The organism is Cecembia calidifontis (assembly GCF_004216715.1).
GTDB lineage: Bacteria > Bacteroidota > Bacteroidia > Cytophagales > Cyclobacteriaceae > Cecembia_A > Cecembia_A calidifontis.
Genome location: NZ_SGXG01000001.1, coordinates 3084104 through 3108678 on the forward strand (window position 1 = coordinate 3084104; position 24575 = coordinate 3108678).

The window sequence follows — 24575 nt, forward strand, 5'->3', positions numbered from 1 at the left end:
TTGAATTTAAAGATTTAAATTAAAAAGTTAAACAGGTAGGATCTACTATTATGTTTTTGTTTTTTCGGTTTTGGCCTGAATCTAAATAATGCCTATTTTAAACTTTTAATTTGATTTTTGATGAACATCACTCCTTACCAAGCCAAATATTTCAGCTATCAATTGTCCAAGAGAAGGGCTTCTGACGATGCGGAAAAACTAAGTTCTGCTTTGTTTGACGCCCAGGTGGATCTGAACCCGCACCAAATAGAAGCGGCATTATTTGCTTTCCAATCACCTTTATCCAAGGGAGCGATATTAGCAGATGAAGTTGGTCTTGGAAAGACCATTGAAGCAGGGATTCTACTGTCACAGTTTTGGGTGACAGATAAAAGGAAGCTTTTGATCATCTGTCCATCAAGTTTGAGGAAACAGTGGTCGCAGGAGTTGTTGGAAAAGTTTCACTTAGAGTCCACTATTCTCGAAGCAAAAAGCTTCAATGAGAAATTCAAAAAAGGCAAAACCAATCCTTTCGATAACAGGAAGATTGTGATCTGTTCTTTTCACTTTGCCAAAAACAAAGCGGAGTTTATTGAAATGATCAATTGGGATCTGGTGGTGATTGATGAAGCCCATAGGCTCAGAAATGTGTATAGACCCAACAATAAAATAGGTAAGGCCATTAAGGATGCTATTTTTCCTGCTAAAAAGGTACTGTTGACAGCTACTCCTTTGCAGAATTCATTGATGGAGCTTTATGGATTGGTCAGTATAATTGATGAAAACCTATTTGGAAGTGCGGATAGTTTTAGGTCCCAGTTCAATAGATTGGATGAAAACTTTGACTACAAAGAAATCAAGGACAGGATTGCACCAGTTGTAAAACGAACACTAAGGAGGCAGGTTCAGGAGTACATCAGATATACCAAAAGAATTCCGCTTACCCTGACTTTTGAACCAAGTCAAGCAGAACAGGAATTGTATGAAAGCCTGTCCGAATATCTTAGAAGGGATCTATTGGTTGCCTTACCATCCAATCAAAGGCACTTGCTTACTTTGATCATTAGAAAGCTTTTGGCTTCTTCCAGTCATGCAGTGACCGGAACCTTGAATGCATTGATCAATAGATTGCAGAAAATTCTTGATGAAGAGGCGCCATCTTATTGGGACCAAGAGCTACTGGAGGATATAGATGAAATCGAGGCATGGATGGAAGAAGTGGATTGGGAAGAAGTGGATGAAAATGCAGATAAACTATCGCTTGAAGAAGTACAAGCTGTTAAAAGTGAACTGGATGAGCTCAAATCCTACAGGGCAAAGGCCATGGCCATTGAAAATGACTCCAAAGGTATCAAACTCCTTACCGCCCTGAAAGAAGGTTTTGATAAATTGAAGGAGCTCGGGGCCAATCAAAAAGCAATCATCTTTACGGAATCCAGGAGGACGCAGGAATATTTATTTAGCTTGCTCCAGCAAACTGACCATAAGGGGAAAGTAATCTTTTTCAACGGTTCCAATAATGATGAGTTTTCCAAGAAGATATACCAGTCATGGCTTGCCAAGCATGAGGGTACTGATAAGATAACAGGCTCAAAAACCGCAGATAAAAGGCAGGCTCTCGTTGACTATTTTAGAGATGAGGCGGAAATAATGATAGCCACTGAAGCCGCTGCGGAAGGTATCAACCTACAATTCTGTTCTATGATCATCAATTATGACCTGCCCTGGAACCCCCAGAGAGTAGAACAAAGAATAGGGAGGTGTCACAGATATGGTCAGAAGCATGATGTGGTAGTGGTCAACTTCCTGAATGAAAAGAATGCTGCGGATATCCGTGTATTTGAACTACTGGACCAAAAGCTTAATCTGTTCAACGGAGTTTTTGGAGCATCGGATGATGTCTTGGGAGTCTTGGAATCGGGTGTGGATTTTGAAAAAGCTATTGCTGACATTTACCAAAACTGCCGGACAACCGATGAGATCAATAAAGCATTCGATGATCTCCAGAGCAAAATGGAGGAATCCATAAGTTCAGGAATGAAAAAAGCCCAGGAAAGGCTTCTGGAAAATTTTGATGCAGCCGTAGCGGACCGTTTAAAGATCACTTTGAAAGAATCTAAAGCTACACTCAGCAAATTTGAAAGGTGGCTTTGGTTGATTACACAGCTTTATCTGGGGAAAAAAGCTGTTTTTGATGCCAAGCATGTATCTTTTAAACTGCTGGAAAATCCATTCAGTTTTTCTGTTAAAACAGGGAGATACACCCTGGATAAGAAAAACCAAGAAGCTTTCTATTACCGCTTGAACCATCCCCTGGCCAAAGGAATTACCAAGCATTTCAGAGACCTGGAGTTGGCAACTGCAAGTCTGAAATTTGATCTGACCAACAATAAAAGTAAAGTTTCTGTCCTTGAACCATTGAAGGGTAAAAAGGGGTGGCTTATCCTTGAAAATGTGGAAGTGAATTCATTTGAGGTCACAGATCATCTGGTGTTTGTTGGCGTGACAGAGGATGGCTCTTTGCTTAGCCAGGAGCAGTGCCAAAGGATGATGGAGCTCTCTGCCCATATAGATGAGCAGTATAGGCTTCCTGTTTTTGACCTTAGTACTGAACGGGAAAAAATAATCGATGGATTGAAAATTGAACTGACAAACAGGGATTCAAGGTATCTTCAGTTTGAGGTCAATAAGCTGAACAAATGGGCAGAGGACAGGATTTTTATGGCGGAAAAAGAGCTTAAGGATATCAAATTGCGTATCAAGGAACTTACTAGGCAGGCAGCCCAGTCTTCGGAACCTTCTGAGCAGTTGGTCATACAATCAAAAATCCAGGAACTGGAAAAAAAGCAAAGAGTAAAAAGGAGAGCGATTTTTGATGCTGAAGACCAGATTATTGAAAAACGTGACCAGATGATCGATGAAATTAAAAAAAGAATGAGCCGTAATTTTCATTCTCAGCAACTTTTTAAAATCGCATGGGAGATTGTTTAAAAATAAACTTATAAGTTGATTTCATGAAAATTATTGATATCTTTGCAATTGTAAATGGTGCCCTGGCTTCTGTCCAATATGATGCTTACGAGACTCATGAGTTTGAAAGGGTCTTTGATTTTTTCAATGATCCCAACGAACTATGGGAGTTCTTTGAAGCAAATCAGAGTGATCTGGAAGATGGATACTATGGCAAAATTACCATACAGGAAGCATTGAAAAGGACAAGGAAAGAAGCACAGGAACTGGAAGATAAAATACTTGAACTTGCGGAAACCGGACTTGAAAATCGGTCTGAAACACTATCAACCTTATTTGAGCCTTTATCAGAAAATGAAATCAACTACCAAGGACTGGAAAGAGATAAAGCCTATGGACTATCAAAAAATAGTTGGATAAGGATTTATGCTATAAGAGTGGCCTTGAATAAGTTTGTGGTCAGCGGTGGAACCATAAAACTTACCAAGAAAATGCAGGGCAGGCCGCACACGGAACAAGAGCTTGAAAAACTGGATATCACCAAAAAATATCTCGAAGAGGCAGAAATAGATATAGACGACTTTTTTACTTCCAAATAATAACCCAAGACAATGACAAACGAAAACAAAGCTCAGCAACTTTTCAGCAATGCCAAAAAGGATGAAAGCTGGCTGAAAAAAGCCCAATGGAGGAAAGAAAACAGACATTGGTTGGACAGGTCTTTTGATATAGCCGTTGAGGTTTTGGCAGCCATCAAATCCCGGAAAATGACTCAGGTGGAATTGGCTGAGAAACTTGGCGTGAGTGCGCAGTATGTCAATAAACTCCTTAAGGGACAGGAAAACCTTACCTTGGATACCATTGGGAAGCTGGAAAAAGTTCTTTCAATCAGTCTGATAGAAATCAAGACATCTTCAGCAATAGAAGAAACTCCTACTTTACCCGAAAAGAAAAAACAGAATCAGCCAGTTGAAAAAACCATAACATTAAAGGTGAAGCTGAAGCCTATCAAAAAGATAGAAAAGTTGGCTAATACAAGTGTCCAATCAAAAGTTCAGCCTAAATACATCAAAGCATACGAAGTGGGTACGGTGGAAAGTGATTATATGATGGTTGCAGAGGCTTTATCTGAGTATAGCTATGGAAACTAAAGTAAATTTTTTATTAAAAAGAATCTCTACGGAGCAGTTCGCTATTTTGGAGGAAAATTTTCAGCCAAAGAGGGATGTAAATTTAGAACTGGGCCTTGGATTCAGGTACAGTATTGAGGAAAGAATGATCGGTGTCTTTCTTAAAATCAAATTCTTACAGAAGAAAGCCGCTTTTCTTGTTCTTGAAGTCGGTTGTCATTTTGAGATCGATCAAGACGCCTGGAATCGTTTCCTGAATGAGAACAAAACAGCCATTGTGGTAGAAAGAGGTTTTGCCTGCCATATAGCCATGATTACAGTAGGTACAGCCAGGGGAGTCCTTCATGCAAAAACCGAAAATACCGAATTCAATAATTTCTTGCTGCCCACCATCAACGTGGACAGGTTGATCAAAGAAGATGTGGTTCTGGAATTTGAAGCTGCTGAAGAGAAATGACACTTGATCTTTTTGGAAATACTCAACCAAATCCGCAGGAGCGAAAGAATAAACTTGGCAATACGGAAATCTAATACGTACAATCAGCCAGTATCCTGACGGAAGCCAAAGGTTTCATGGGGGCTTACGATTATACCCTCAATCCCTATTCGGGGTGTTCCTTTGGTTGTAATTATTGTTACGCTGCTTTTTTTGCCAGATCCACTGAAGAAAAAGACAATTGGGGCAATTGGCTAAAGGTAAAAGAAAATGCACTTCAGCTTCTGTTGAAATGGAGGAAAAAGCCTCTGATCGATAAAACCATTTACATCAGCAGTGTTACAGATCCTTATCAGCCTATTGAGAGAGAGCTTGAGCTGACCCGAAGTATCCTTAAAGAGCTTCTTCGTTACCATAAGCCCAGATTGGTGATTCAGACAAGAAGTCAACTGGTTATCCGTGACATTGATTTGCTAAAGCAATTTGAGGTGGTTCAGGTAAACATGACGGTCACCACAGATTCAGAAGCTGTTCGTAAAGCTTTCGAACCGATTTGTCCTTCCAACAAAGTCAGGCTACTGTAATAGTTGGGCCGGCAGGTTGTGGAAAAAGCATAGTCATTACCGAAAAGATAAAAAATATCGTAGAAAAGGGAGATTATTCAACTAATTTAGAAATCTTGGTGACTACCTTTAACAAGAGTCTTCTCAGGAAGCTTGCCGAGTGGATAGGGAATATTTTAAATCCTGAAAGGTATGAATTCAAATATGATGATGATGTGCCGGATCTGGTTCTTGCTTCATCTCATTTTGTTTTCTCAGGTTCTACCAAGACAAATATCCGCCTGCTTCACTTCGACTCCCTTCCCAGGAGAATAGCGGGTATCAAAGCATCCGGCAAATATGACTGGAAAAAACATGAAATTATCCTTTCTGACATCATTAAGGAAGTAAAAAACCGCAACGGGATTTATAATGACAGGCATGACAATATTCTCAACCCTGAATTTATTTTCGAAGAATATCATAGGGTGATTTATGGCCTGCAGGTGGGGATTTCAGGTAGCAAGCAGAAGTACCTCAATGTCAAGCGTACCGGAAGAGGTAACAATCCTTCCCTCCAAAAAAACAGTGACAGGAGACTGTTGGTCTGGGAATGCCTGGAAGCCTATGCCAAGAAAATGCATCATGAAAAAATTGAAAGCTTTATCCTGAAGAAACAGTATCTGTATGCAAGCTTAAAAAATGGACAGGTGACCAAAAAATACGATTATATACTTATAGATGAGTTCCAAGACTGTACAGAGGCGGATTTTGAAATTTTCTTCAACCTGGTCAAGAATCCCAATAACATTACCATAGCAGGAGACCTTGCACAGTCAGTTCATCTTGGAACAACTGCAAGGATTCCAAGGGATGAACGGATGAGCAGGAGACAATTCCATAGACTGGATGGAAGTTACCGATTACCTGTCAGGATCAGTGAAGCCATCAGGGAAATATCAGCATCTTTGGTTCAGAAGTTCGGTAACGATGAAGGGGCTACCCATATTACCCCATACAAAGGCTCTCCTCCGGGTGCAAGGCCCATTGTGGTGTATGGTCAAGATTATCAACAGGTAGCACCCAAAATCAAACAGATTTTTGATTACTACAAGATTTATGATTTGCATAAAATTACCATTCTGGAAAGAGATAAAGAGCTTCAAAGGGAAATCTACGGTCTTAATATCCGCTGTGAAACAGACAGTATCCTTAAGCTCAAAGGCCTTGAAAAAGAATGTGTGGTATGGTCCACCCGCATCCCGCTCGAATTTGAAAAAGAGGTCTTTGAGTTTGCTTATACGATCATGACCAGAACCTCAAGTATCTTGATCATAGCCATCACGGATAATACCCAATTGGTGTATAGAAAAATCCTGGGGATGCTGAACAGAGAAAGACTCATTCTTTGGGACAGTGAAACCGAAAACAAGTTCGATTCCTTCTGCGAGCTGTATGCCGTTGAGACAGTAGAAGACGAAGACTAACATGTGAAAAACCTATTGGAACTAATTAGATAAATGGAGGGGGATTTATCCCCCTTTTTTTATATTTTGCCTTCTGATACCATCTAATCAATTACAGTATTTTAGATTCTATTGATTTCCATCAGCTTATTGTCAGGGATTGATTTTTAATCGGGATCCCTGGAGGAGATCAGTCAAAGAAAGACAGCATATACCTATGACCGAGCAGTATAAGAAACTCAAAGAAACCTTAGCAGAAATTTTCCAACTGGATCAGGCAGACCTAGACTTTGGGATCTACCGCATCATGAACCAAAAGCGGGACGAAATCAATGCTTTTCTGGATAAAAAATTGCTTGAAGATGTCAAAGAAGCACTTGCTCAATCAACTTCGCAAGATACATCTTCTCAAAGAGAAGAATTGGATAATCTGATAAAGACGCTTAAATCTGCAGGAATCAATCCTGATGAAAATGACAAGGTCAACGAGCTCAAAGCACAGTACCAATCTGCCGGAAGTCCTGAGGCCCTGGTCAATGAGGTATTTTCACATCTCACCAATTTTTTCAGAAGGTATTACCATCAAGGTGACTTTATCTCCCAGCGCAGGTACAAGAAAGACGTGTATGCCATTCCTTACGAAGGAGAAGAAGTCAAGCTCTACTGGGCCAACCATGACCAATACTACATCAAGACCGGGGAAAATTTCAAAAACTATTCTTTCAACCTTCCTGATGGACTGAAGGTGAGTTTTGTGCTCCGGGATGCCAGCACGGATCAGAACAATAACAAAACCCAGCAGGGGAAGGAACGCCGGTTCAAACTGGTAGAAGAGGATATTTTCAGCTTCGAAAATGAGGCAGGAGAAATGCTGTCAGCATCCCAGGCTATGGAAGCGAAGCACCTGAAGATATGGTTTACCTACGAGCCCGAGGATAAGAAAGTCAAGCAGGATGATCTGCGACAGGCAGCTGCCAAGACCATCAAAGGACTGGTTCCTGCCAATTTCCGTCCGGGATTATTACAACCCAAACCAACAGAGAAAAACAAAGAGCGTACCCTGCTGGACAAGCACTTGCAGGATTATATGGCCAAGAATACTTTTGATTATTTTATCCATAAGGATCTGGGAGGCTTCCTGAACAGGGAACTGGATTTCTATATCAAAAACGAAGTACTGGAGATCGACGATATCAACCTGGATGTACCCCAAAGCTTCGAGCGGCAGCTGCGCATCGTCAAGGCCCTGAAGACCATCGCCAGAAAGCTGATCGCACTGATGGCCCAGCTGGAGGATTTCCAGAAAAAGCTCTGGCTGAAAAAGAAGCTGGTCATACAGTCAGATTACTGCATTACCTTGGACAGAGTGCCGGAGGAGCTATATCCCGATATGCTAAAGAATCAGGCACAGATCCGGGAATGGGATAAGCTCTTTGCCATTTCCGATATCAAGAAGGAAAAGGGCGGGGATATGTTCACGGCAGATACCATTGCCTATACAGAAGTATTTGATCAAGATGGAAAGCTGCTTTCCGGTGCGGAGAGCAAAGGTTTGGAATTCCTGAAGGCCAATCCCTTTTTGGTCCTCGATACCCAGTTTTTTGGCAAGGAATGGAAATACAAGCTTTTGGCAAGTATCTCGGATATTGATGGGCAATGTGATGGCTTGATGATCAATTCTGAGAATTTTCAGGCGTTGAGGTTTCTTGAAAACAAGAGCTCCCAGCAAATCGACGGTATTTACATTGATCCTCCATATAATACAAGTGCTTCTGAAATCTTATACAAAAATTCATATAAACACTCCTCTTGGCTTTCATTAATTGACTCAAGAATAAGTCTTTCAAAGGTATTTTTAAAAGGTCATGGTATATTTTGTTTAACTATAGACGACGTTGAGTTTAATTTTGTTAAAACATTATTGGGACAAGCCTTTGATGAAAATAATTTCTTGGGAGTGATTTCAATTCGCAATAATCCGTCTGGAAGATCAACTTTAAATGGTGTTTCAATTGCGCATGAATATGCGATTATATATGGTAATTCAGATAAAGCACAAATTGGCAGGTTACAAAGAAATCAAAAGCAACTTGATAGGTATAGCGAATTAGACGCAAAAGGTAATTATGAATGGGTGAATTTTAGGAAACATGGAGGAACAAGAACAGAATCACCTAAAATGTTTTATCCTATCTTATTAGAAGAAGATTCTTTTAGAATACCAAAAATCGAATGGAAAGAAAAAGGGAATTTTTGGGAAATTATTGAAAGCTTAACTGAGGATCAAAAAACAAGAATTTTATATCCCATAGATGATAATGGCCAAGAGAGAAGATGGAAGTGGAGTCTTGAAAGATTTATTGCAAATCCTGATGAGTTTTCAATAAGAAATGATAGAAATGGTCGTAAAGCAATTTACTTGAAGGCCAGAATAAATGATCAAGGCATTCTACCTTTAACTTGGTGGGAAGATAAAAAATATTCAGCCACAGCTTATGGTACAAACCTATTGAAGAATATTTTTGGAGAGCTAAATAGCTTTTCATATCCAAAATCAATTCATGCCGTTGAAGATTCGATTAGAGTCTTAAGTAATGGCAATGATGGGAAGTTTTTAGATTATTTTTCTGGTTCTGGAACTACTGGTCATGCAGTAATTAATTTGAATAGAGAAGATGGTGGTTCTCGTAAATACATCCTCGTGGAAATGGGTGAATACTTTAATACCGTTACCAAACCCAGAATACAAAAAGTCATCTATTCGGAAGATTGGAAAGATGGGAAGCCTGTCAGCAGAAAGGGCAGTTCGCATTGTTTCAAATACCTCCGCTTGGAAAGTTACGAAGACACGCTGAACAACCTGGAGCTGAAGCGCAGCTCGGGACAGCAGAGCCTTTTGGGCAGTTCGCATTTTGGGGAGGAGTACCTCTTGCACTATATGCTGGAGACAGAGTCCCGTGAAAGTTTGCTGAACCTGGAGCAGTTCAAGCGACCCTTTGGCTATACCCTCAAAGTAACCGAGAACAACGAGCTGAAGGAACAGGAAGTGGATCTGGTGGAGACCTTCAATTACCTGATCGGTCTCGTGGTACAGAGCATGGAGATCATCCGTGACTGTGTGGTCGTACAGGGGCATAACCTGGCAGGGGAGAAAATCCTTGTGATCTGGAGAGATGTGGACAAGACCGATAATGCCGCCCTGAATACCTTCTTCCGCAAGCTCGATATCAATACCCGCGATTCAGAGTTCAAGCGCATCTATGTCAATGGAGACAATAACCTCGAAAATATCCGAACCGATGATGAACAGTGGAAAGTGATGCTGATTGAGGAGGAGTTTCACAGGAGGATGTTTGAGGAGTAGCATAGCTAATCCAAGAACGAACTTTTCCAAAGTTTCGAACTTTGGAAAAGTTTACGCTGAATATTTTGTTCATTTATTTTATTTGTTCACGTAACGTGAACATGTTATATTTGTGAACATGAACACCGAGAAAATAATTGAACATACCTTCCAAAACGTAATTCCTTTGCTACAAAGTGAAGGAAAATGGGAGCCGCATGCACAAAGGGAACTGGATGCCTATATCACTTTACGGTTCCCGGAGGGAGAAATCCACTTCGATGCGGAAGTAAAGCAGGAAGTTAGGGAGAATATCTTGCGAACTATCCAGGATTTGAACAGGGCGTATCCGAATTTTCTCTTGGTCGCGTACAGGATCTACCCCAAATACCGTCAACTACTTCAGGAGATGGGAATCAATTATCTGGAAGCGAACGGCAACGCCTTTATCCGTAAAAATGGGAAATTGATCTTAATTGATAAGTTTCCTCCCATCAAAGAACAGCGTGAGGAGACCAATCGAGCTTTTACCAAAACAGGTTTACGGGTGTTTTTTCAATTGTTGGTAGATGGTAAGAATTTGAATACCAATCAGCGAGAGCTGGCCGAACAGGCAGGGGTTGCTTTGGGAAATATACCCTTGGTACTCAAAGGTCTCAAGGCAGCAGGATTGTTGGTGAATAAAAACAAGTTTGGTTATCAATGGACCAATAAGGAAGAGGCAATAGGACAGTGGATCAATGGATATAGAACCAGCCTCAAAGCCACTTTATTTCAAGGGAAATATAGGTTGCCAAAAGATAGGGACTGGAAAGAAGTCTATCTGCCAACTGAAAAAACCAGATGGGGAGGGGAGCCTGGAGCGGATTTGCTGACCAATTACCTAAGACCTGAAAGATTTATCTTATTTACAGATTTGAAAAAAAATGATTTTATAAAAGGCACAAGACTAATGCCTGATCCCAATGGTGAAATCGAGGTTTATGAGACCTTCTGGGAAATAGGAAATGAAAAAGAAGGATGTGCTCCACCTCTTTTGGTCTATGCAGATCTGATCATCAATGGGGATAAAAGAAGCCTTGATACGGCAAAATTAATCCATGAAAACTACCTCACAGAGCTATAAGGGATTGGGAATCCCCTACTTCAAAGAAGTATTTGACCTGCTGGATGAGACCTTCAAGTCAAGAGACATCCCCTATTACCTACTCGGAGCAACTGCGATCTCTTTGGAGCTGTTAAAGGACAACATTAGACCATCAAGAGGTACCAAAGACATTGATTTTGCCATTATGGTCAGCTCCTATGCAGATTATCAAGGCTTAATTGATGACTTAAAAGAAAAAGGTTTTGTAAACGTCACTGATCCTTGGACCTTTTATCATAAAGGTTTTGACATTGCTATTGATATCCTGCCATTTGGTGAAATTGAAGAAAATAACACCGTAAACTTCAACGAGAGAAACATTGATTTCCATGTTTTGGGAATGCATGTGGTTTTATCACAAGAAGATTTAACGACGGTATATATTGAGGAAAAGATAGCGAACATCCCTTCACTTCACGGAATGATTCTTTTAAAATTGGTAGCCTGGTCAGACCGTCCTGAAAAAAGAGAAAATGACCTTGGGGATATCCTCTTGATCATCAAAAATTATTACTGGATGATGAGTGAATTTATAATTGACAACCATACTGACCTACTGGAAATTTTAACAGATGACGGGGAAAATAGTCAGCGAATAGTCGCATCAAGAGTATTGGGAAGAGAAGCTGCAAAGTATCTGCAACAATCAGATCAGTTGAGAGAACGAATTTTACAAGTACTCAAGAAAAACATCGACGATAATTACAAATCGGCGATTGCGAAAGACTGGGCTGTAAAATTGGATCAATCATTAGATTACACTCTTTCTCTTCTACAATCATTTTTGACCGGAATAAAAGAAAGAATTTAAATGGCTAAAAGAAATAAAAATACCATAGTAAAACTCAGCAAAGCCCTTGTACTGAACAGGTGGGTGCTCAGTCAATTTGGGGTTATAGATCTGGAATCCTTAGCGGATGCCGAATTCAAAAGATCTGTTTATGAAGGGCTGGATGCGGATAATACTACCCATTACCACCATTATCTGCTCAGCAGGCAGTTTACTTTTCCGGGAGTCAGCAAAACCCAATTGGTAGCCTGGGATCAGAATATTGTCAGCCACACCTTGCGGATTTCCGAGCACAGGGATGCTCCCATCAAGTGGAAGTATTTCCAGTACCTCGGATTGCTCTTTGTAGAGCTTTACCTTGAAAAATATTTCAGCAACAAGTTTGGCCTTCTGGAAGAGTTGAATGAGTTTGTGGACAAGTACAATAACCCACTGGATACTTCTGTTCCCATTGAATCGGGCTTTGTCGTGGAAGCATTTACTTTACAGGAACTGAATAAGCTGGCTTTTTGGAATGCAACGGGTTCTGGCAAGACCTTATTGATGCACGTCAATATTCTCCAATACCAACATTATCTGAAGCTTTATGGTGAAAAGAAGCAGATCAACAAGGTTCTCTTGGTCACTCCAAATGAAGGCTTAAGCCAGCAGCATTTGCGGGAATTTGAAGAATCAGGGATTGAAGCAGAGATATTCACCAAAAGAGCAGGGGGATTATTCTCAGGTTCGAAAGTGGAGATACTGGAGATCAGCAAGCTGGCTGAAGAAAGTGGTGACAAGACGGTAGCTATTGAAGCTTTTGAGACCAATAACCTTGTCCTGATAGATGAAGGGCATAGAGGAGTGGCCGGTGATCAATGGAAGGAAAGGAGAGATTATCTATCAAGAACCGGTTTTGCTTTTGAGTATTCAGCTACTTTTGGACAGGCTGTATCTGCTGCAAGCGGACCAAAAAAACTGAGTCTGACACAGGAATACTCCAAGACCATCCTGATGGATTACAGTTACAAGTATTTTTATTCAGATGGTTATGGCAAAGACTACAACATTCTGAACGTACCCGATAATTCCAAATGGGAATTTACCCGGAAATACCTGACCGGCGCATTGCTTTCTTTTTATCAGCAAATGCTGATTTTTGAAGAAAATCCGCACTGGGCCATTCAGTTTCAGTTGCAGAAGCCGCTCTGGGTTTTTGTGGGAGGAAGTGTCAATGCAGTCAGGACAGTTGAAAAAAAAGAGACTTCCGACGTTTTGGATATCATCCATTTTTACAATGATTTTATCAAAGACCCACTTATCTCCCGGCAGCATATTCAGGAATTTCTTTCGGGCAGGGATGGGATCAAAGACGATAAAAACAGGGATGTTTTTGCCGGTAGGTTTAACTACCTGATCAAAACCGGACAGCAGGCTGAAGCCATTTATCTTGATATACTGGGGAAAGTCTTCCAGACAGAAACTGTAGGCGCCAATATTTATGTGGACCAGCTCAAAGGACAGGATGGGGAGTTGGGGCTTCGTGTCGGGGAAAAATACTTTGGGGTAATCAACGTAGGAGATGATGCCAAGCTGTTTAAGCTTTGTCAGGACAACAAAATTCCCGGAGAGAGCAAAGACTTTACATCTTCCTTGTTCCACTCCATCAATTCCAAAAATTCCGACATCAATGTACTGATAGGTTCCAAGAAATTTACCGAAGGTTGGAGCAGTTGGCGGGTAAGTACCATGGGTCTGATGAATATCGGAAGAAGTGAAGGTTCCCAGATTATCCAGCTGTTTGGAAGGGGGGTAAGGTTGAAAGGTTATCAGATGAGTTTGAAGCGCTCCGATAGATTGGACCAAGACCAAAGGCCTGAGACCAAAATCCCCAAAGAGATCAAGCCCTTGGAGACCTTGCAGATATTTGGTATCAGGGCCGACTATATGCAGCAGTTCAAGGAGTTTCTTGAGGAAGAGGGCCTGCCGGCCAATGACAGCAATTTTGTCACTGTCGAAGTCCCTACTATGATTGAAACCAACCTTGGAACCATCAAGCTGAAAGTATTACAAGTTCATGGGGATACAGATTTCAAGAAAGATGTCGTGGTTGATTTGGCCTATGATTCTAATGTAGGGAACAATAGAGTTAGATTGGAATGGTATCCCAAAGTCCAGATGATGACAGGAGGCAGGGCGATCAGTTATGCATTGCCTACCATAGAATCCCAGAAACTCGATGAAAAGCATTTGGCTTTTGTGGATTGGAATACTGTTTTTTTTAGAATACAGCAATTCAAGAACGAGCGTTCCTGGTATAACCTGAATATCTCTTTGGAAGAATTGAAGAAAATCATTCAGCAGAAGGATTGGTACGAGTTGGTGATACCTTCCGGTGAACTTGAACCCAATACTTTCAGGAAAGTACAGGAGTGGCAGGAAATCATCATTGCGCTGCTTAAGGGCTACGTGGACCGTTTTTATAACATGGTCAAATCCGGATACCTAAGTGAACACATGGAAACAATGGAACTGACGCCGGATCACCCCAACTTTTTGGAAGCCTATAAAGTGGAAATTGAGCAATCAAGGGAAGATATTATCGAAAAGATAACCAAGATCAATCAGCTACTGAAAAGTGCAGCTGCTTTCGGGGAGCAGGAAGTGGTTCCGGACTTTTCATTTGTGGATTTTGTAAGGCATTTGTACAAGCCTTTGGTGTACATTGATTCAAAAAAATACAGGGATCTTGTCAGGATCAGTCCTGTAGCCTTGAACAAAGGAGAATATCAGTTCGTGAAAGACCTCAAACACTTTTATGAAAAGCATCCTGAGATTTTTGAAGGAAAGCAATTGTATCTGCTCAGAAATTCCAGCAGGAAAGGAATAGGTTTCTTTGAGGCCAATGGTTTTTATCCTGATTTTATACTTTGGTTGGTAGAGAAAAACCATCAGTTCATTTCATTTATTGATCCAAAAGGGCTACGCAACATTGGAGGGTTAGACCATCCAAAGATCAAATTCCATAAGACTACCAAGGATAAGATTGAAGCTAAGGTGAAGCTTTCAGATCCTGAAGTGACATTGAACAGCTTTATTGTTTCCCCCACCAGACATGCTGAAGTGCGTCATTGGTCTGGTGGTGAGCGTATTCAGGATTTTAATAAACACCATGTCTTTTTCATGGAAGAGCAGAGAGATGATTATATCAGAATGCTGATGGAAAAAATAACCTGATAATTTATGGAGCCTGATTTTTTAACAACATCATTGGGTTGGATAGATTTTTCCAGAGAGCAAAAAAACAAGGTAGGTGCAGGCCAATGCTAAGAAAGGTTTGTTGCTACAGGAGACAATTGAACCATGAGGCTGTAAATATTTATGAAGAGAACATTCCCCTGTGACTTGGTTCCATTTTGGCATACCGAACCCTTGGATGATCTGAAGATTGAAAGATTTGTGCCATTATATCCCTACAGCAGAGACATCGAGAGGTATAACTTTAACTTCGTAAGTAGTGAAACCAACTTACACAGTTTTTGTCATAGACCCGGGAAGGTATAAAGAGTTGGACCAGTTGGTTTATATCCCTATCTCCTTAGCCATTTTCTCAAAATACTTGACAACTTCTTCTTCCTCTTCCAAAATGTCTATAAATGGCTTTTGGTAATGTTCTTCTAATAAATTTCTTTTGTATTCCCCAAATTCCATCAAAACATTCAAATGCAGATCGGTGATAAGGTGCCGGTCTTCCATTTGAAAGTCCCGCACAAAATCATAATAGACTTCGGCTTTATCAAAATCATTTCTGGCCATGAAGATTTTGCAGCGCACTGTATAAAATAGGCAAACCTCGAAAACGGATAGCCCATCTTTTGCAAATGGAAGATCTTTCACGTCCAATGCAGCTCCCAAAAGGGTTTCTACTTCATCGATTTTACCTAGTTCAATTAACTTCAACATCGCAAAGAATGTTGAAGTTGGATGATAGGGATAAGCTTTCAATTGATTTTGTACAATCCTCAAGGTATTGACCTCATCTTCCTTTTGGATAAAAATGTTAGAAAGCAGGTCATAAAGTTGGGGGAGACGCTTGCCGAATAGTAAAGCAGTTTCTACTTTTTCTTGAAAGGAATCGAGTTTTGCAGGATCAAATGATTCCTCATGTATGATCTTTTCATATTCTTCAAGGTACGGTAGGAAAATTTCCATGTCTCTCATATAGGCTTCGGCTTCATCTTCATTAAACGCTTTATATTTCACCTCCTCTTTAGCATCCAATCTTTTTTCATAAAAATCGGGATCCTTTGGTTGCATCCCAAAAGTCAAGTCATACACCAAGTCAACCATGCTCAGTACTGTTTGGCCACTCTGATGGGCTAAATTGATTTCCTCTTTCACCTCATCATCATAGCCAAAAGGAATATCTATCCATGGGATATCATCCGTATCTTCTTCAAGGACATACTGTGTCCATATAAATTCTTTATCCCTTTTTTGCCTCATTTCATCGGCAAATTCCAATCCTCCGTAAATAATGTTGTGAACCAAATGATAATCCACCTCTATAAATTCGAATTCGTGATCTCTAATAATTTCTTCCAGCAAATGCTCAGGTTCATTGACCCTGGCAAATGAATCTTTGAGGCCTTTTTCCAATAAATCGATCAGATAGGTCCCGAATGTAATGTTCCCATTACTATGCTTCCTGCTTATAAAAATGTGCGCCATCCCCTCTTCTTTCCACTCTTCATTGATCCAGCATTTGTACAAAGGCAATTTTCTACCTCTTTCTTTTAGGTAGGCCTTTGGAGAAAATTTTGTTGGCTGAAGTTTTTTGTTTTTTTTGCTCATGGGAAAATATTTTTCAGTAAATAGTCCGTCAATATCTAAATTCTTGAATTGGAAATCAAAGGTTATCCAACATTTAAAATGCTCATTCGTTTTTCATTATTATTTACTGTCGTCCGACTAAATTACGAAAATTAGAATAAAGTCCTCTAGAATGATGTTAGAGGACTTTTTTTTTGATTTCAAAAAGTACCCCCTATCCTGAGAGGAATAATTGGGTTTGCATATTTTGAAGGTCTTTTTGAAATATACTTTTAAAGTAAGCTTCAGGAAAAAGTAAGAACTTTTCAAGACTGACGTAGGAGCAAAGATTTTTTGCTGCTACCATGACCATGGTCGAGAAGTCTTCAGCCTCTTTTATCCGCTTATGTAGAACTGTAAACAGCAGGTTGAGTATTAATGCCATCCAAATCTGGATTTTGATCCCGTTCTCGCTGTCCGACAAAAAATTTCTGAGCTCAAAATTCTGCTTTATCTGCTTGAAAAGCACTTCGATAACCCACCTGTTCTTATACAGAAGAGCTATGGTCAATGCATCCAATCCCTTAAGATTGGTGATAAATTCCAGCGTTTCACCGCTTTCAGGGTCAGCATAAACCACCAGTCTGGCCTCAACTGTCCGAGAAACTCCCTTCTCCCTGTAGCTCAGTGAGATAATCTGGTCCTTGATGATATCAATAGCATGCGTACAGTCAAACTCACTGACCACTTCATATCTTGCATTGTCTTTTTTTCTGGTCACAAAATATCTGTTTGAACTGTCCCATTTTTCAAAGCAGGAATAGCGGTTATATCCCTTGTCGAAAACAGCTATCCCATGCTCAGGCAGATCCATCACTTTTAAAAACATATTTTCATTTGTGGCCGCAGAACGGATACATATAAAATTGGGAACGCCTTCTGCCAGATTCATTTTAGCAAAAATCTTGGCACCTCCTTTTTTCTTTCCGTTCAGGGGATTGCGTCCGGCCCCTTTGAGGATTTCCTTGAACAGCGTGACCGTTGAGGAATCAAAAACCTCAACACGGCTGGGGTCGACCTCTCCACCGATATCAAGCCAATTTCCTACCAAAGATGCCCTATAGTATGAATACAGCCCTTTGTACAGTTGCTCAAAAACACGATAACTGCGCTTACGGTTTGCATCAGAAAGAGTACTCCTTGCAGGCAGCTGCTTCATTCCAAAAGGAATAAGCTTGGTAATGATCAGGCCGATGTTTTTGCATACCTCTCTTAGACTGCTGTTTCTGGTCAACACGGCATAAAAAATACAGATAAAGTGATCACTTGTTTTAAGTTTCTTGTAGTACCTATCCGAGTTTTCTTCCTCAACGACCTGATTGAATAGCTCTTTGGGAATAAGAGAAAGAAGTTGGGCGATGATAGGATGCCCAGACAAAAATTTATGCTTAACTTGAGACATATTGTTGGTTCTTGGTCGAAACAACAATATAAAAAAGATGGGTAAGTTCCAAAAGAGCTGCCCATCTTTGATTTTTGTACTATTCTAGGATTTTATTTTTTATCTTGTATCAGTTCTCGGACGACAGTAATTATTATTTATAAAATTTATTCACTTATGACCAAAAATTTTACACTTACCCTACTCATTCTTTTTACCGTCCTCATTCCTCTTTTCGCCCAGGAAAGCCTTCAGCAAAGGCTGGAAAGGCATGTAAATGTACTAGCTTCTGACTCCCTGGAGGGCAGGGGACTGGGTACGGAGGGCAGGCTCCGAACCATCCAATACATAGAAAATGAAATGCAGAAAATGGGTCTGCAGCCTTTTCAGGAGGACTCTTACTTCCATGACTTTTATTTCAAGGTGGGCCTGGTGAATCTTCAAGGCAGAAATGTAGTGGGAATAATTCCCGGAAAGGATCCGGTACTGAAAAATGAATATATCCTTATAGGGGCACATTTTGATCATTTGGGTTATGACTGGTATCAAGATGGGAGCAAAAAGATTTATCCCGGAGGGGATGACAATGCCTCCGGTGTGGCCGGGCTATTGGAAACAGCAAGGCTTATCCTGCAAGCGGAGGTGCAACCCAAACGCAGTTTGGTCTTCATTGCGTTTGATGCAGAGGAAAGTGGCCTGATAGGGGCAGAATATTTTGTCAATGCAGAAAAAACCTTTCCGAATGAGGCCATCAAGGCTATGTTCAGCCTGGATATGATCGGGATGTTGTCAACGGTCAAGGAATTGGAATTGAAAGGATGGAATACCTTGGCCGATGCAGATGAATTATTGGCTTTGGCTCAAGGAAGGCAGGCCATTCCGGTAAAGAGGGGTTTTGAAATAGAAAGGCATACCGATACCTGGCCTTTTGGCAGCAGGGGAATTCCTGCTGTGCATGTTCATACTGGACTGAAATCCCCTTACCATAAACCCGAGGATAAAGCAGATTTGTTGGATTATGATGGTATGGCCAAGATCACAAAGTTTTTGGCAGGATTGACCATGGAAATGGCCAATGCGGAAACCCTGGAACCGGCCAGAAATTTCAATGCCACCGTGGCCGTGTATGGCAAACCGCTAAAATTTGGAGCACAGTTTGGCATCGGGAGCTCACGAAACATCAATGAGACTTCCTCTTACCGTGAATTTGGTTTAGGGGCCATAGAGGCGGGATTGTATAGCAGATGGAGGATAAGCCGCACTTTTGAGTTGGCAGTAAGCACACTTTATGACCTGAACGGGAGTTTGGTGGAAGGGGAGAGGTTCAGAAGGCATTCCATCACCGTGCCCGCTTTGATCCGGGCGAATTCTTTTTACGCAGAAGATGGTTTGTTTAGGCTGTTCAGTGGAGTAGGTCCTTACTTTAGACAGCATGTAAGGCAGCGTTTGTCGGAAGGTGCACAGGAAGTCTTGGGCCCCTTGGTCGAATTTCCTGATCAGGAATGGGGAATAAGTTTCCAGCTTGGTTTCCAGGTTTCCAAGATTACGGTGACTACGGAATGGCGTTCAGCGGTGACGCAGCCATTTAAGCTTCCTGGGGATACGGAAATTTATAACAGGAATTTTAGGGTGGGGATTGCTTATGAATTTTAAGAGAAAAGTTGGGTTTTGAAGGGGGGATTTCTAAAGTATTGAAACATTAAAGAGTTGAGGTTTTTAAGGATTTTATTAAGGGGTGAAATTAGAGACAAGAGACAAGGATTAAAGGGACGGTTAGCTACTGGAAAAGAGTTGTCCTTGTCATTTCGAGGAAGGAGAAATTTAAAAAATGATGGACTTGCTGAGCTTCCCGAAATTTGTAATTTCGTGAAGCGATAAAGCGGATTTTCAATCCGCAAATGGCTGTCCACACCCGCCTGCCTAGGGCAGGAATTACACGGATTTTCACAAATTCTTTGAGTTTGATGCTTGTGAGGTATCTCAAAACGGCAGTTCAGATCAAAGGCATCATAGAAAACTGGATTAGCGCAGGCTTGCGGATTTCCACTAATGTTCTTGTTAATCAAATGTACAGCAATAGGGATGAGCCTCCTAGATAAAGGTTTAAATTTAACCCCATTTGGGGTTGGTTGGACGGTATGAAATTTTCGCCATTTTACCACCGGATTTAATCCGGGGCAAATAACCTTTGGTATTTAATCCCTTCGGGATTGATTTGACCTAATAGCAAGAAAAGTTTGATAAATTGTTTTTATTTCCACAAAGTCACAAAAGTTCACAAAATCAATCTGAAAAAGTAGGATTAGAACAAAGACCTCTGGGGTTTTGGAAACCCCAGAGGTCTTTGTTAATAAAATGAAGAAATCAAAATCTTAATCCTTAGGCCTGAAGTAGCGGATAGGGGCCTGGGGCTCAGGTTTGAGCTCCACACCCTCGGTTTCCAATAGCTTTAAGGCTTCCTGAACGGCCCTTTCTAACTGTGGATCCCTGCCCTCGATCACATCTTTTGGCGTTTGTTCCACAGGAATATCCGGCTTTACACCAACACCCTCTACAGCCCATTCTCCATCCACATCAAAGAATCCTCCTCTTGGAGCCACCATCCTGCCCCCGTCAATAAAGGCTGGGGTGTCCCAGGTTCCAACCAAGCCTCCCCAGGTCTGCGTACCGATCAAAGGTCCGATCTCCATTTTGCTGAACAGGTAGGGGAGCAAGTCTCCTCCTGAACCGGCCCTTTCGTTGATCAGCATTACCTTGGGACCCCAGATGCCGGACATCGGAGTAGTAAACGGCCTACGGTCATTGGCGCGGCTGTTGAAATAACCGTGAAGCTGCCTGCCCATGATATCAACCATATAATCGGCTGCAGAACCGCCTCCGTTGTTCCGCTCATCAATCACGGCGCCTTTTTTGTCCTGTTGGGCAAAATAATAGCGGTTGAAATAGGAATAACCACCCTGACCGGTATTGGGTACATAAACATAGGCCAATTTGCCCCCTGAAAGGGCGTCCACCTTGCGACGGTTGCCTTCCACCCAATCCATCATGCGCAGCTGTCCTTCATTGGCCACTGGAACCACGGTAATCCATCGGGCATTGGTACCATTAGCCTGATCACTGACTTTCAATTTGATCTGTTTGCCTGCTGTGTTCTCAAAATATTGGTAGAAATTCTCTTGGCTGTCCAAAGTGACCCCGTTTACTTCAAGAATGTAGTCACCTTCTTTCACATCTACGCCAGGGACTGACAATGGTGCCTGAAGCGTAGGATTCCAGTTTTCGCCATGGTAAATCTTTTTGATACGGTATTTGCCATTTTCAAGGGCGATATCTGCACCGAGCAGACCAATATCTACCGTCTTAACATTTGGGAAATCACCGCCTGAGGTATAGCTATGCCCAACGGCCACTTCACCGCCTAAGATATCGATCACATAGTTCATGTCAGAGCGGTGCTTGACATGGGCTACCCAAGGCCTGTACCACTCATAAATTTCATCCCAAGGGGCACCATGCACATTGTCCACATAGAGGAAGTCCCGCTGATACCTCCAGCCTTCGCGGTAAATCTGCTCCCATTCTTCTTTAGGGTTGATTTTTATTTTGAAACCCGAAAGGGCCTTCAGGGCGCCATCTCCCGGTTTTTTAGGGCTACCAGTGGTTTCTACAATGCCCCAGTTGCCATTGGCCCGGTAAAGGAGAGACTTACGGTCAAAGGAGACGGTCGCCGTATTGACTCCCGTTAGATAGGCTTCAGATTTTCTGTCTTTGAAATTGTAGCGGTGGAGTGTCTGCCCGGTCTGATTGGGGATATTTTCCAGGTAAAAGACATGGTTTTCAGGACCGGCAATCAGGGCTGTATAATTCCTGTCCGGAATATCCACAGCAACGATGCGCTGGGACAACCCTTCCTCATCTATGGTGACCGTAACGCTTTTATTATTGTCTTTTTTCTCCCCGTTCTCTGTTTTGGGCAATTCTTCATTGCTTTCCGGTAGGAGAGGAGACTTACCGGTTTTGCTGAGTACAGCCAGGTACAGACTTCTTGTTACCGGTCTGTCATAACTGCTCATGTCCAGCCAACCAGTATTTAAGCCAAAATTGGTGGAGGCCAGAAAATACAGGTATGCTCCATTTTGGTCCCAAACGGGTGTGATGGCATCGGCCATACCGTCTGTTATCTGTATTTTCTTACCTGTTTCCACATTGTAAGTAAATATGGCCTTGAACTGATTGTCCAAAAGGCGGGCATATGCCACCCACTTGCTGTCCGGGGACCAAACGGGATTTAGACTCCTGTTGGGATGGGCAAAGCGGTCGGTATCTGCTATTTTAGCTGTACCTGTGGCTACATTGACTATCCAAAGGTTATAATCCGTATCCGTAAAGGCGATGTGCTTGCCGTCTGGAGACCAATCGGGCTTGAAAAAGAAGGTGCTTTTAGGCAAGGTGATGGTTCTCGCTGGCTTTAACCCTTCTTGGTCCCCGATCATCAATTGGTATTCACCACTGGCATCAGAAAACCAGGCGATCTGCTGTCCGTCTGGAGACCAAACCGGAGCTCTTTCTGCAGCTCTTGAAGTGTTGGTGAGATTTCTGGCATCGCCTTTTTCCTTAGGGACTGTAATGATTTCTCCTCTGTATTCGAAAAGTGCCCTTTGTCCGGTCGGAGAGAGGGATGCGTTAAGCAAACCTCTTTGGTTTACCTCATGCCATCTTTCTCTGGCCCAATGGAAATCACCCTTGATATGGATTTCCAGTTGTTTGGTCTGACCAGTGGCTGGATTCAAGAGGTGAAGGTAACCGCCCTGTTCATAGACGATTTCGGTTCCATTCGAGTCCAGGTTTTTGACATCAAAATCCTTGTGAAAGGTTTCCTGTTTCAGATCACTGGTTGCAGGGTCATAAGACCAGATGTTATTGGCAAAATCCCTTTCAGAAAGGAAAAATACCCTATTTCCATGCCAAATGGGCTGGGTATGTCTTTCATTATCGGCCTGGGGCGTCATCTTCAGTTCGAAGGTTTCCAAGTCCACCACCCAAATGGGTTTGGCCTGTCCCCCTCTGTAATTTCTCCATTCAGGATCCCAAAAGGCAATCTGCTGGTAGGCGATATATTTGCCATCATTGGAAATCCTGCCATTTACGGCCCTAGGGATAGGAAGTGGTTCTTCCATGCCTCCGGTAACAGGAATGCGGAAGAATTTAGATTCCTTGGTAGGGACATTTTCCCTGGCAGAGGTGAAGAGCACATACTTGCCATCCGGTGTCCAACCGGTCACCAGGTCTGCCCCGGGATGCCAGGTCAATCTTTTGGGTTCTCCTCCTTCTACAGGAATGACATAGACATCTGTATTTCCGTCATATTGGGCAGTGAAAGCAATGTATTTGCCGTCAGGGGAGAAGTTTGGCAGGTTTTCGGCTCCTTCATTGGAAGTAAGGCGGATGGCATCCCCACCGTTTTTGGGAACTCTCCAGAGGTCATTGGCATGGACAAATACAATGTAATCCTTGCTGATGGCAGGTTCTCTTAGCAACATGCTTCCCTGGGCGAAGAGGCCTTCAAGAAGCAAAAAGCTAAGACCTAAGAAAAGTAATTTTCTCATACGTTATATCAGTTTGATTGAAAGAAATGCAATTTAAGGTATTGGGGGAAGGATTTTTAGCCGTTGGTATAATCCTATTCCTCTTTTTTGAAATCCATGCTGACTGAATTGATGCAGTAGCGGATGCCGCCCCGGTCTTTGGGGCCATCGGGGAATCTGTGTCCCAGGTGGCCACCGCATTTGGCGCAGAGTATTTCTTCCCTGATCATAAAATGGGAATAATCCATCTGTACCACAATGGAATCGGGGCTTATCGGTTCGGTGAAGGAAGGCCAGCCGCAACCGCTGTCATATTTGGCAGAAGAGTGAAAAATTTCGTTCCCACAGGCTTTGCATTCGTAAATCCCTGTGTCTTTGTTGAGGTAATATTGCCCGGTAAAAGGCCTTTCCGTTCCTTTTTCCCTGAGCACATGGTAGCTGATAGGATCCAGCTCCTTTTTCCATTCTGATTCGGGTTTTTGGATGGGGAAGGTTGGGGTTGGTTTCTTTTTCATGATTCGTGAGTTTTATTTTTATGCTGGGGTTGGTTGTAGTGGTTATAATTGTTGTAGTAGTTGTCGGGTTGTCCTTGTTGTCAGGTTGTTGCTGTTGTAATAGTTGTAGGGTTGTTGTTTAAGGGTTGTCTTTGTTGGATTATGTTAACCAGTGAAGGCCTTTAAGGGTTTCGTATTGTTAATTAGAGCTTATCCTTGTCACCTCCCTGCCCGTTCCGTTCAGGCGGGGACGGTAGGAGAGGTCTTTTCATCTTAATATATGGTAAATCTATCAACCAAGATGGAGAAGTATTTAATAGACACCTCCTTCGTCGGTGTGACAAGGAAAGGCATATTTCAGTCTATTATGTTTTAACTCCATCCAATACCTTTGCTGTAATTTTCATTCAAAGTAAAATGGCACTAATTAATTAAATAAATCAACAAATTAATTCATTCCC

At 41.8% G+C, this 24575-nt stretch carries 15 protein-coding genes; 11 read left to right on the top strand and 4 right to left on the bottom strand.

From position 1 onward, the window contains the following. The first annotated feature begins 120 nt into the window (after positions 1–120). From BC751_RS13330 to BC751_RS13375, 10 genes are all read left to right on the top strand, one after another. Complete coding sequence (locus BC751_RS13330) at positions 121–2970, top strand: SNF2-related protein (protein WP_130275970.1); 2850 nt, start codon at positions 121–123, stop codon at positions 2968–2970. A 23-nt stretch (positions 2971–2993) separates the two neighbouring features. Then, complete coding sequence (locus tag BC751_RS13335) at positions 2994–3548, top strand: hypothetical protein (RefSeq protein WP_130275971.1); 555 nt, start codon at positions 2994–2996, stop codon at positions 3546–3548. A 12-nt stretch (positions 3549–3560) separates the two neighbouring features. Beyond that, positions 3561–4100 carry a helix-turn-helix domain-containing protein gene (locus BC751_RS13340; RefSeq protein WP_130275972.1) on the top strand — a complete coding sequence of 180 codons (540 nt, stop codon included), beginning with the start codon at positions 3561–3563 and terminating at the stop codon, positions 4098–4100. Then, positions 4090–4536, top strand: coding sequence for a hypothetical protein (locus BC751_RS13345; protein WP_130275973.1), 447 nt, complete (start codon positions 4090–4092; stop codon positions 4534–4536). The genes BC751_RS13340 and BC751_RS13345 overlap by 11 nt, the downstream gene beginning before the upstream one ends. A 116-nt stretch (positions 4537–4652) precedes the next feature. Then, positions 4653–5099, top strand: a complete 447-nt coding sequence (locus BC751_RS13350; RefSeq protein ID WP_242617474.1) for an SPL family radical SAM protein — start codon at positions 4653–4655, stop codon at positions 5097–5099. Further along, the gene (locus BC751_RS13355) at positions 5069–6544 is read left to right on the top strand and encodes a UvrD-helicase domain-containing protein (protein ID WP_130275974.1); all 1476 of its coding nucleotides are present in this window, start codon (positions 5069–5071) and stop codon (positions 6542–6544) included. The genes BC751_RS13350 and BC751_RS13355 overlap by 31 nt, the downstream gene beginning before the upstream one ends. 196 nt (positions 6545–6740) lie before the next feature. Beyond that, positions 6741–9887: a site-specific DNA-methyltransferase gene (locus BC751_RS13360; RefSeq protein ID WP_130275975.1), complete on the top strand. Its 3147-nt coding sequence runs from the start codon at positions 6741–6743 to the stop codon at positions 9885–9887. 118 nt (positions 9888–10005) lie between these two features. Continuing rightward, a complete protein-coding gene (locus tag BC751_RS13365) occupies positions 10006–10992 on the top strand; it encodes a type IV toxin-antitoxin system AbiEi family antitoxin (protein WP_130275976.1) in 987 nt (328 codons plus the stop codon). Further along, positions 10967–11824 (top strand): hypothetical protein, encoded by an 858-nt coding sequence (locus BC751_RS13370; RefSeq protein WP_130275977.1) that lies wholly within the window; start codon positions 10967–10969, stop codon positions 11822–11824. The genes BC751_RS13365 and BC751_RS13370 overlap by 26 nt, the downstream gene beginning before the upstream one ends. Further along, positions 11825–15019: a DEAD/DEAH box helicase family protein gene (locus tag BC751_RS13375; RefSeq protein ID WP_130275978.1), complete on the top strand. Its 3195-nt coding sequence runs from the start codon at positions 11825–11827 to the stop codon at positions 15017–15019. It abuts the gene before it with no gap. A 345-nt stretch (positions 15020–15364) separates the two neighbouring features. On the opposite strand, the gene BC751_RS13380 is transcribed toward BC751_RS13375, so the two are convergent. Both BC751_RS13380 and BC751_RS13385 read right to left on the bottom strand, forming a co-directional pair. Continuing rightward, complete coding sequence (locus BC751_RS13380) at positions 15365–16636, bottom strand: hypothetical protein (protein ID WP_130275979.1); 1272 nt, start codon at positions 16634–16636, stop codon at positions 15365–15367. A gap of 193 nt (positions 16637–16829) precedes the next feature. Further along, the gene (locus BC751_RS13385) at positions 16830–18056 is read right to left on the bottom strand and encodes an IS4 family transposase (RefSeq protein WP_130273777.1); all 1227 of its coding nucleotides are present in this window, start codon (positions 18054–18056) and stop codon (positions 16830–16832) included. A 156-nt stretch (positions 18057–18212) separates the two neighbouring features. Between BC751_RS13385 and BC751_RS13390 the strand changes: the two genes are divergently transcribed. Continuing rightward, positions 18213–19688, top strand: a complete 1476-nt coding sequence (locus tag BC751_RS13390; protein WP_130275980.1) for a M20/M25/M40 family metallo-hydrolase — start codon at positions 18213–18215, stop codon at positions 19686–19688. 719 nt (positions 19689–20407) lie between these two features. Here BC751_RS13390 and BC751_RS13395 read toward each other — a convergent pair. Then, positions 20408–23641, bottom strand: a complete 3234-nt coding sequence (locus BC751_RS13395) for a S41 family peptidase (RefSeq protein ID WP_130275981.1) — start codon at positions 23639–23641, stop codon at positions 20408–20410. Between the two features lie 74 nt (positions 23642–23715). Beyond that, the gene (gene msrB / locus BC751_RS13400; protein WP_130275982.1) at positions 23716–24135 is read right to left on the bottom strand and encodes a peptide-methionine (R)-S-oxide reductase MsrB; all 420 of its coding nucleotides are present in this window, start codon (positions 24133–24135) and stop codon (positions 23716–23718) included. Positions 24136–24575 lie beyond the last annotated feature (440 nt).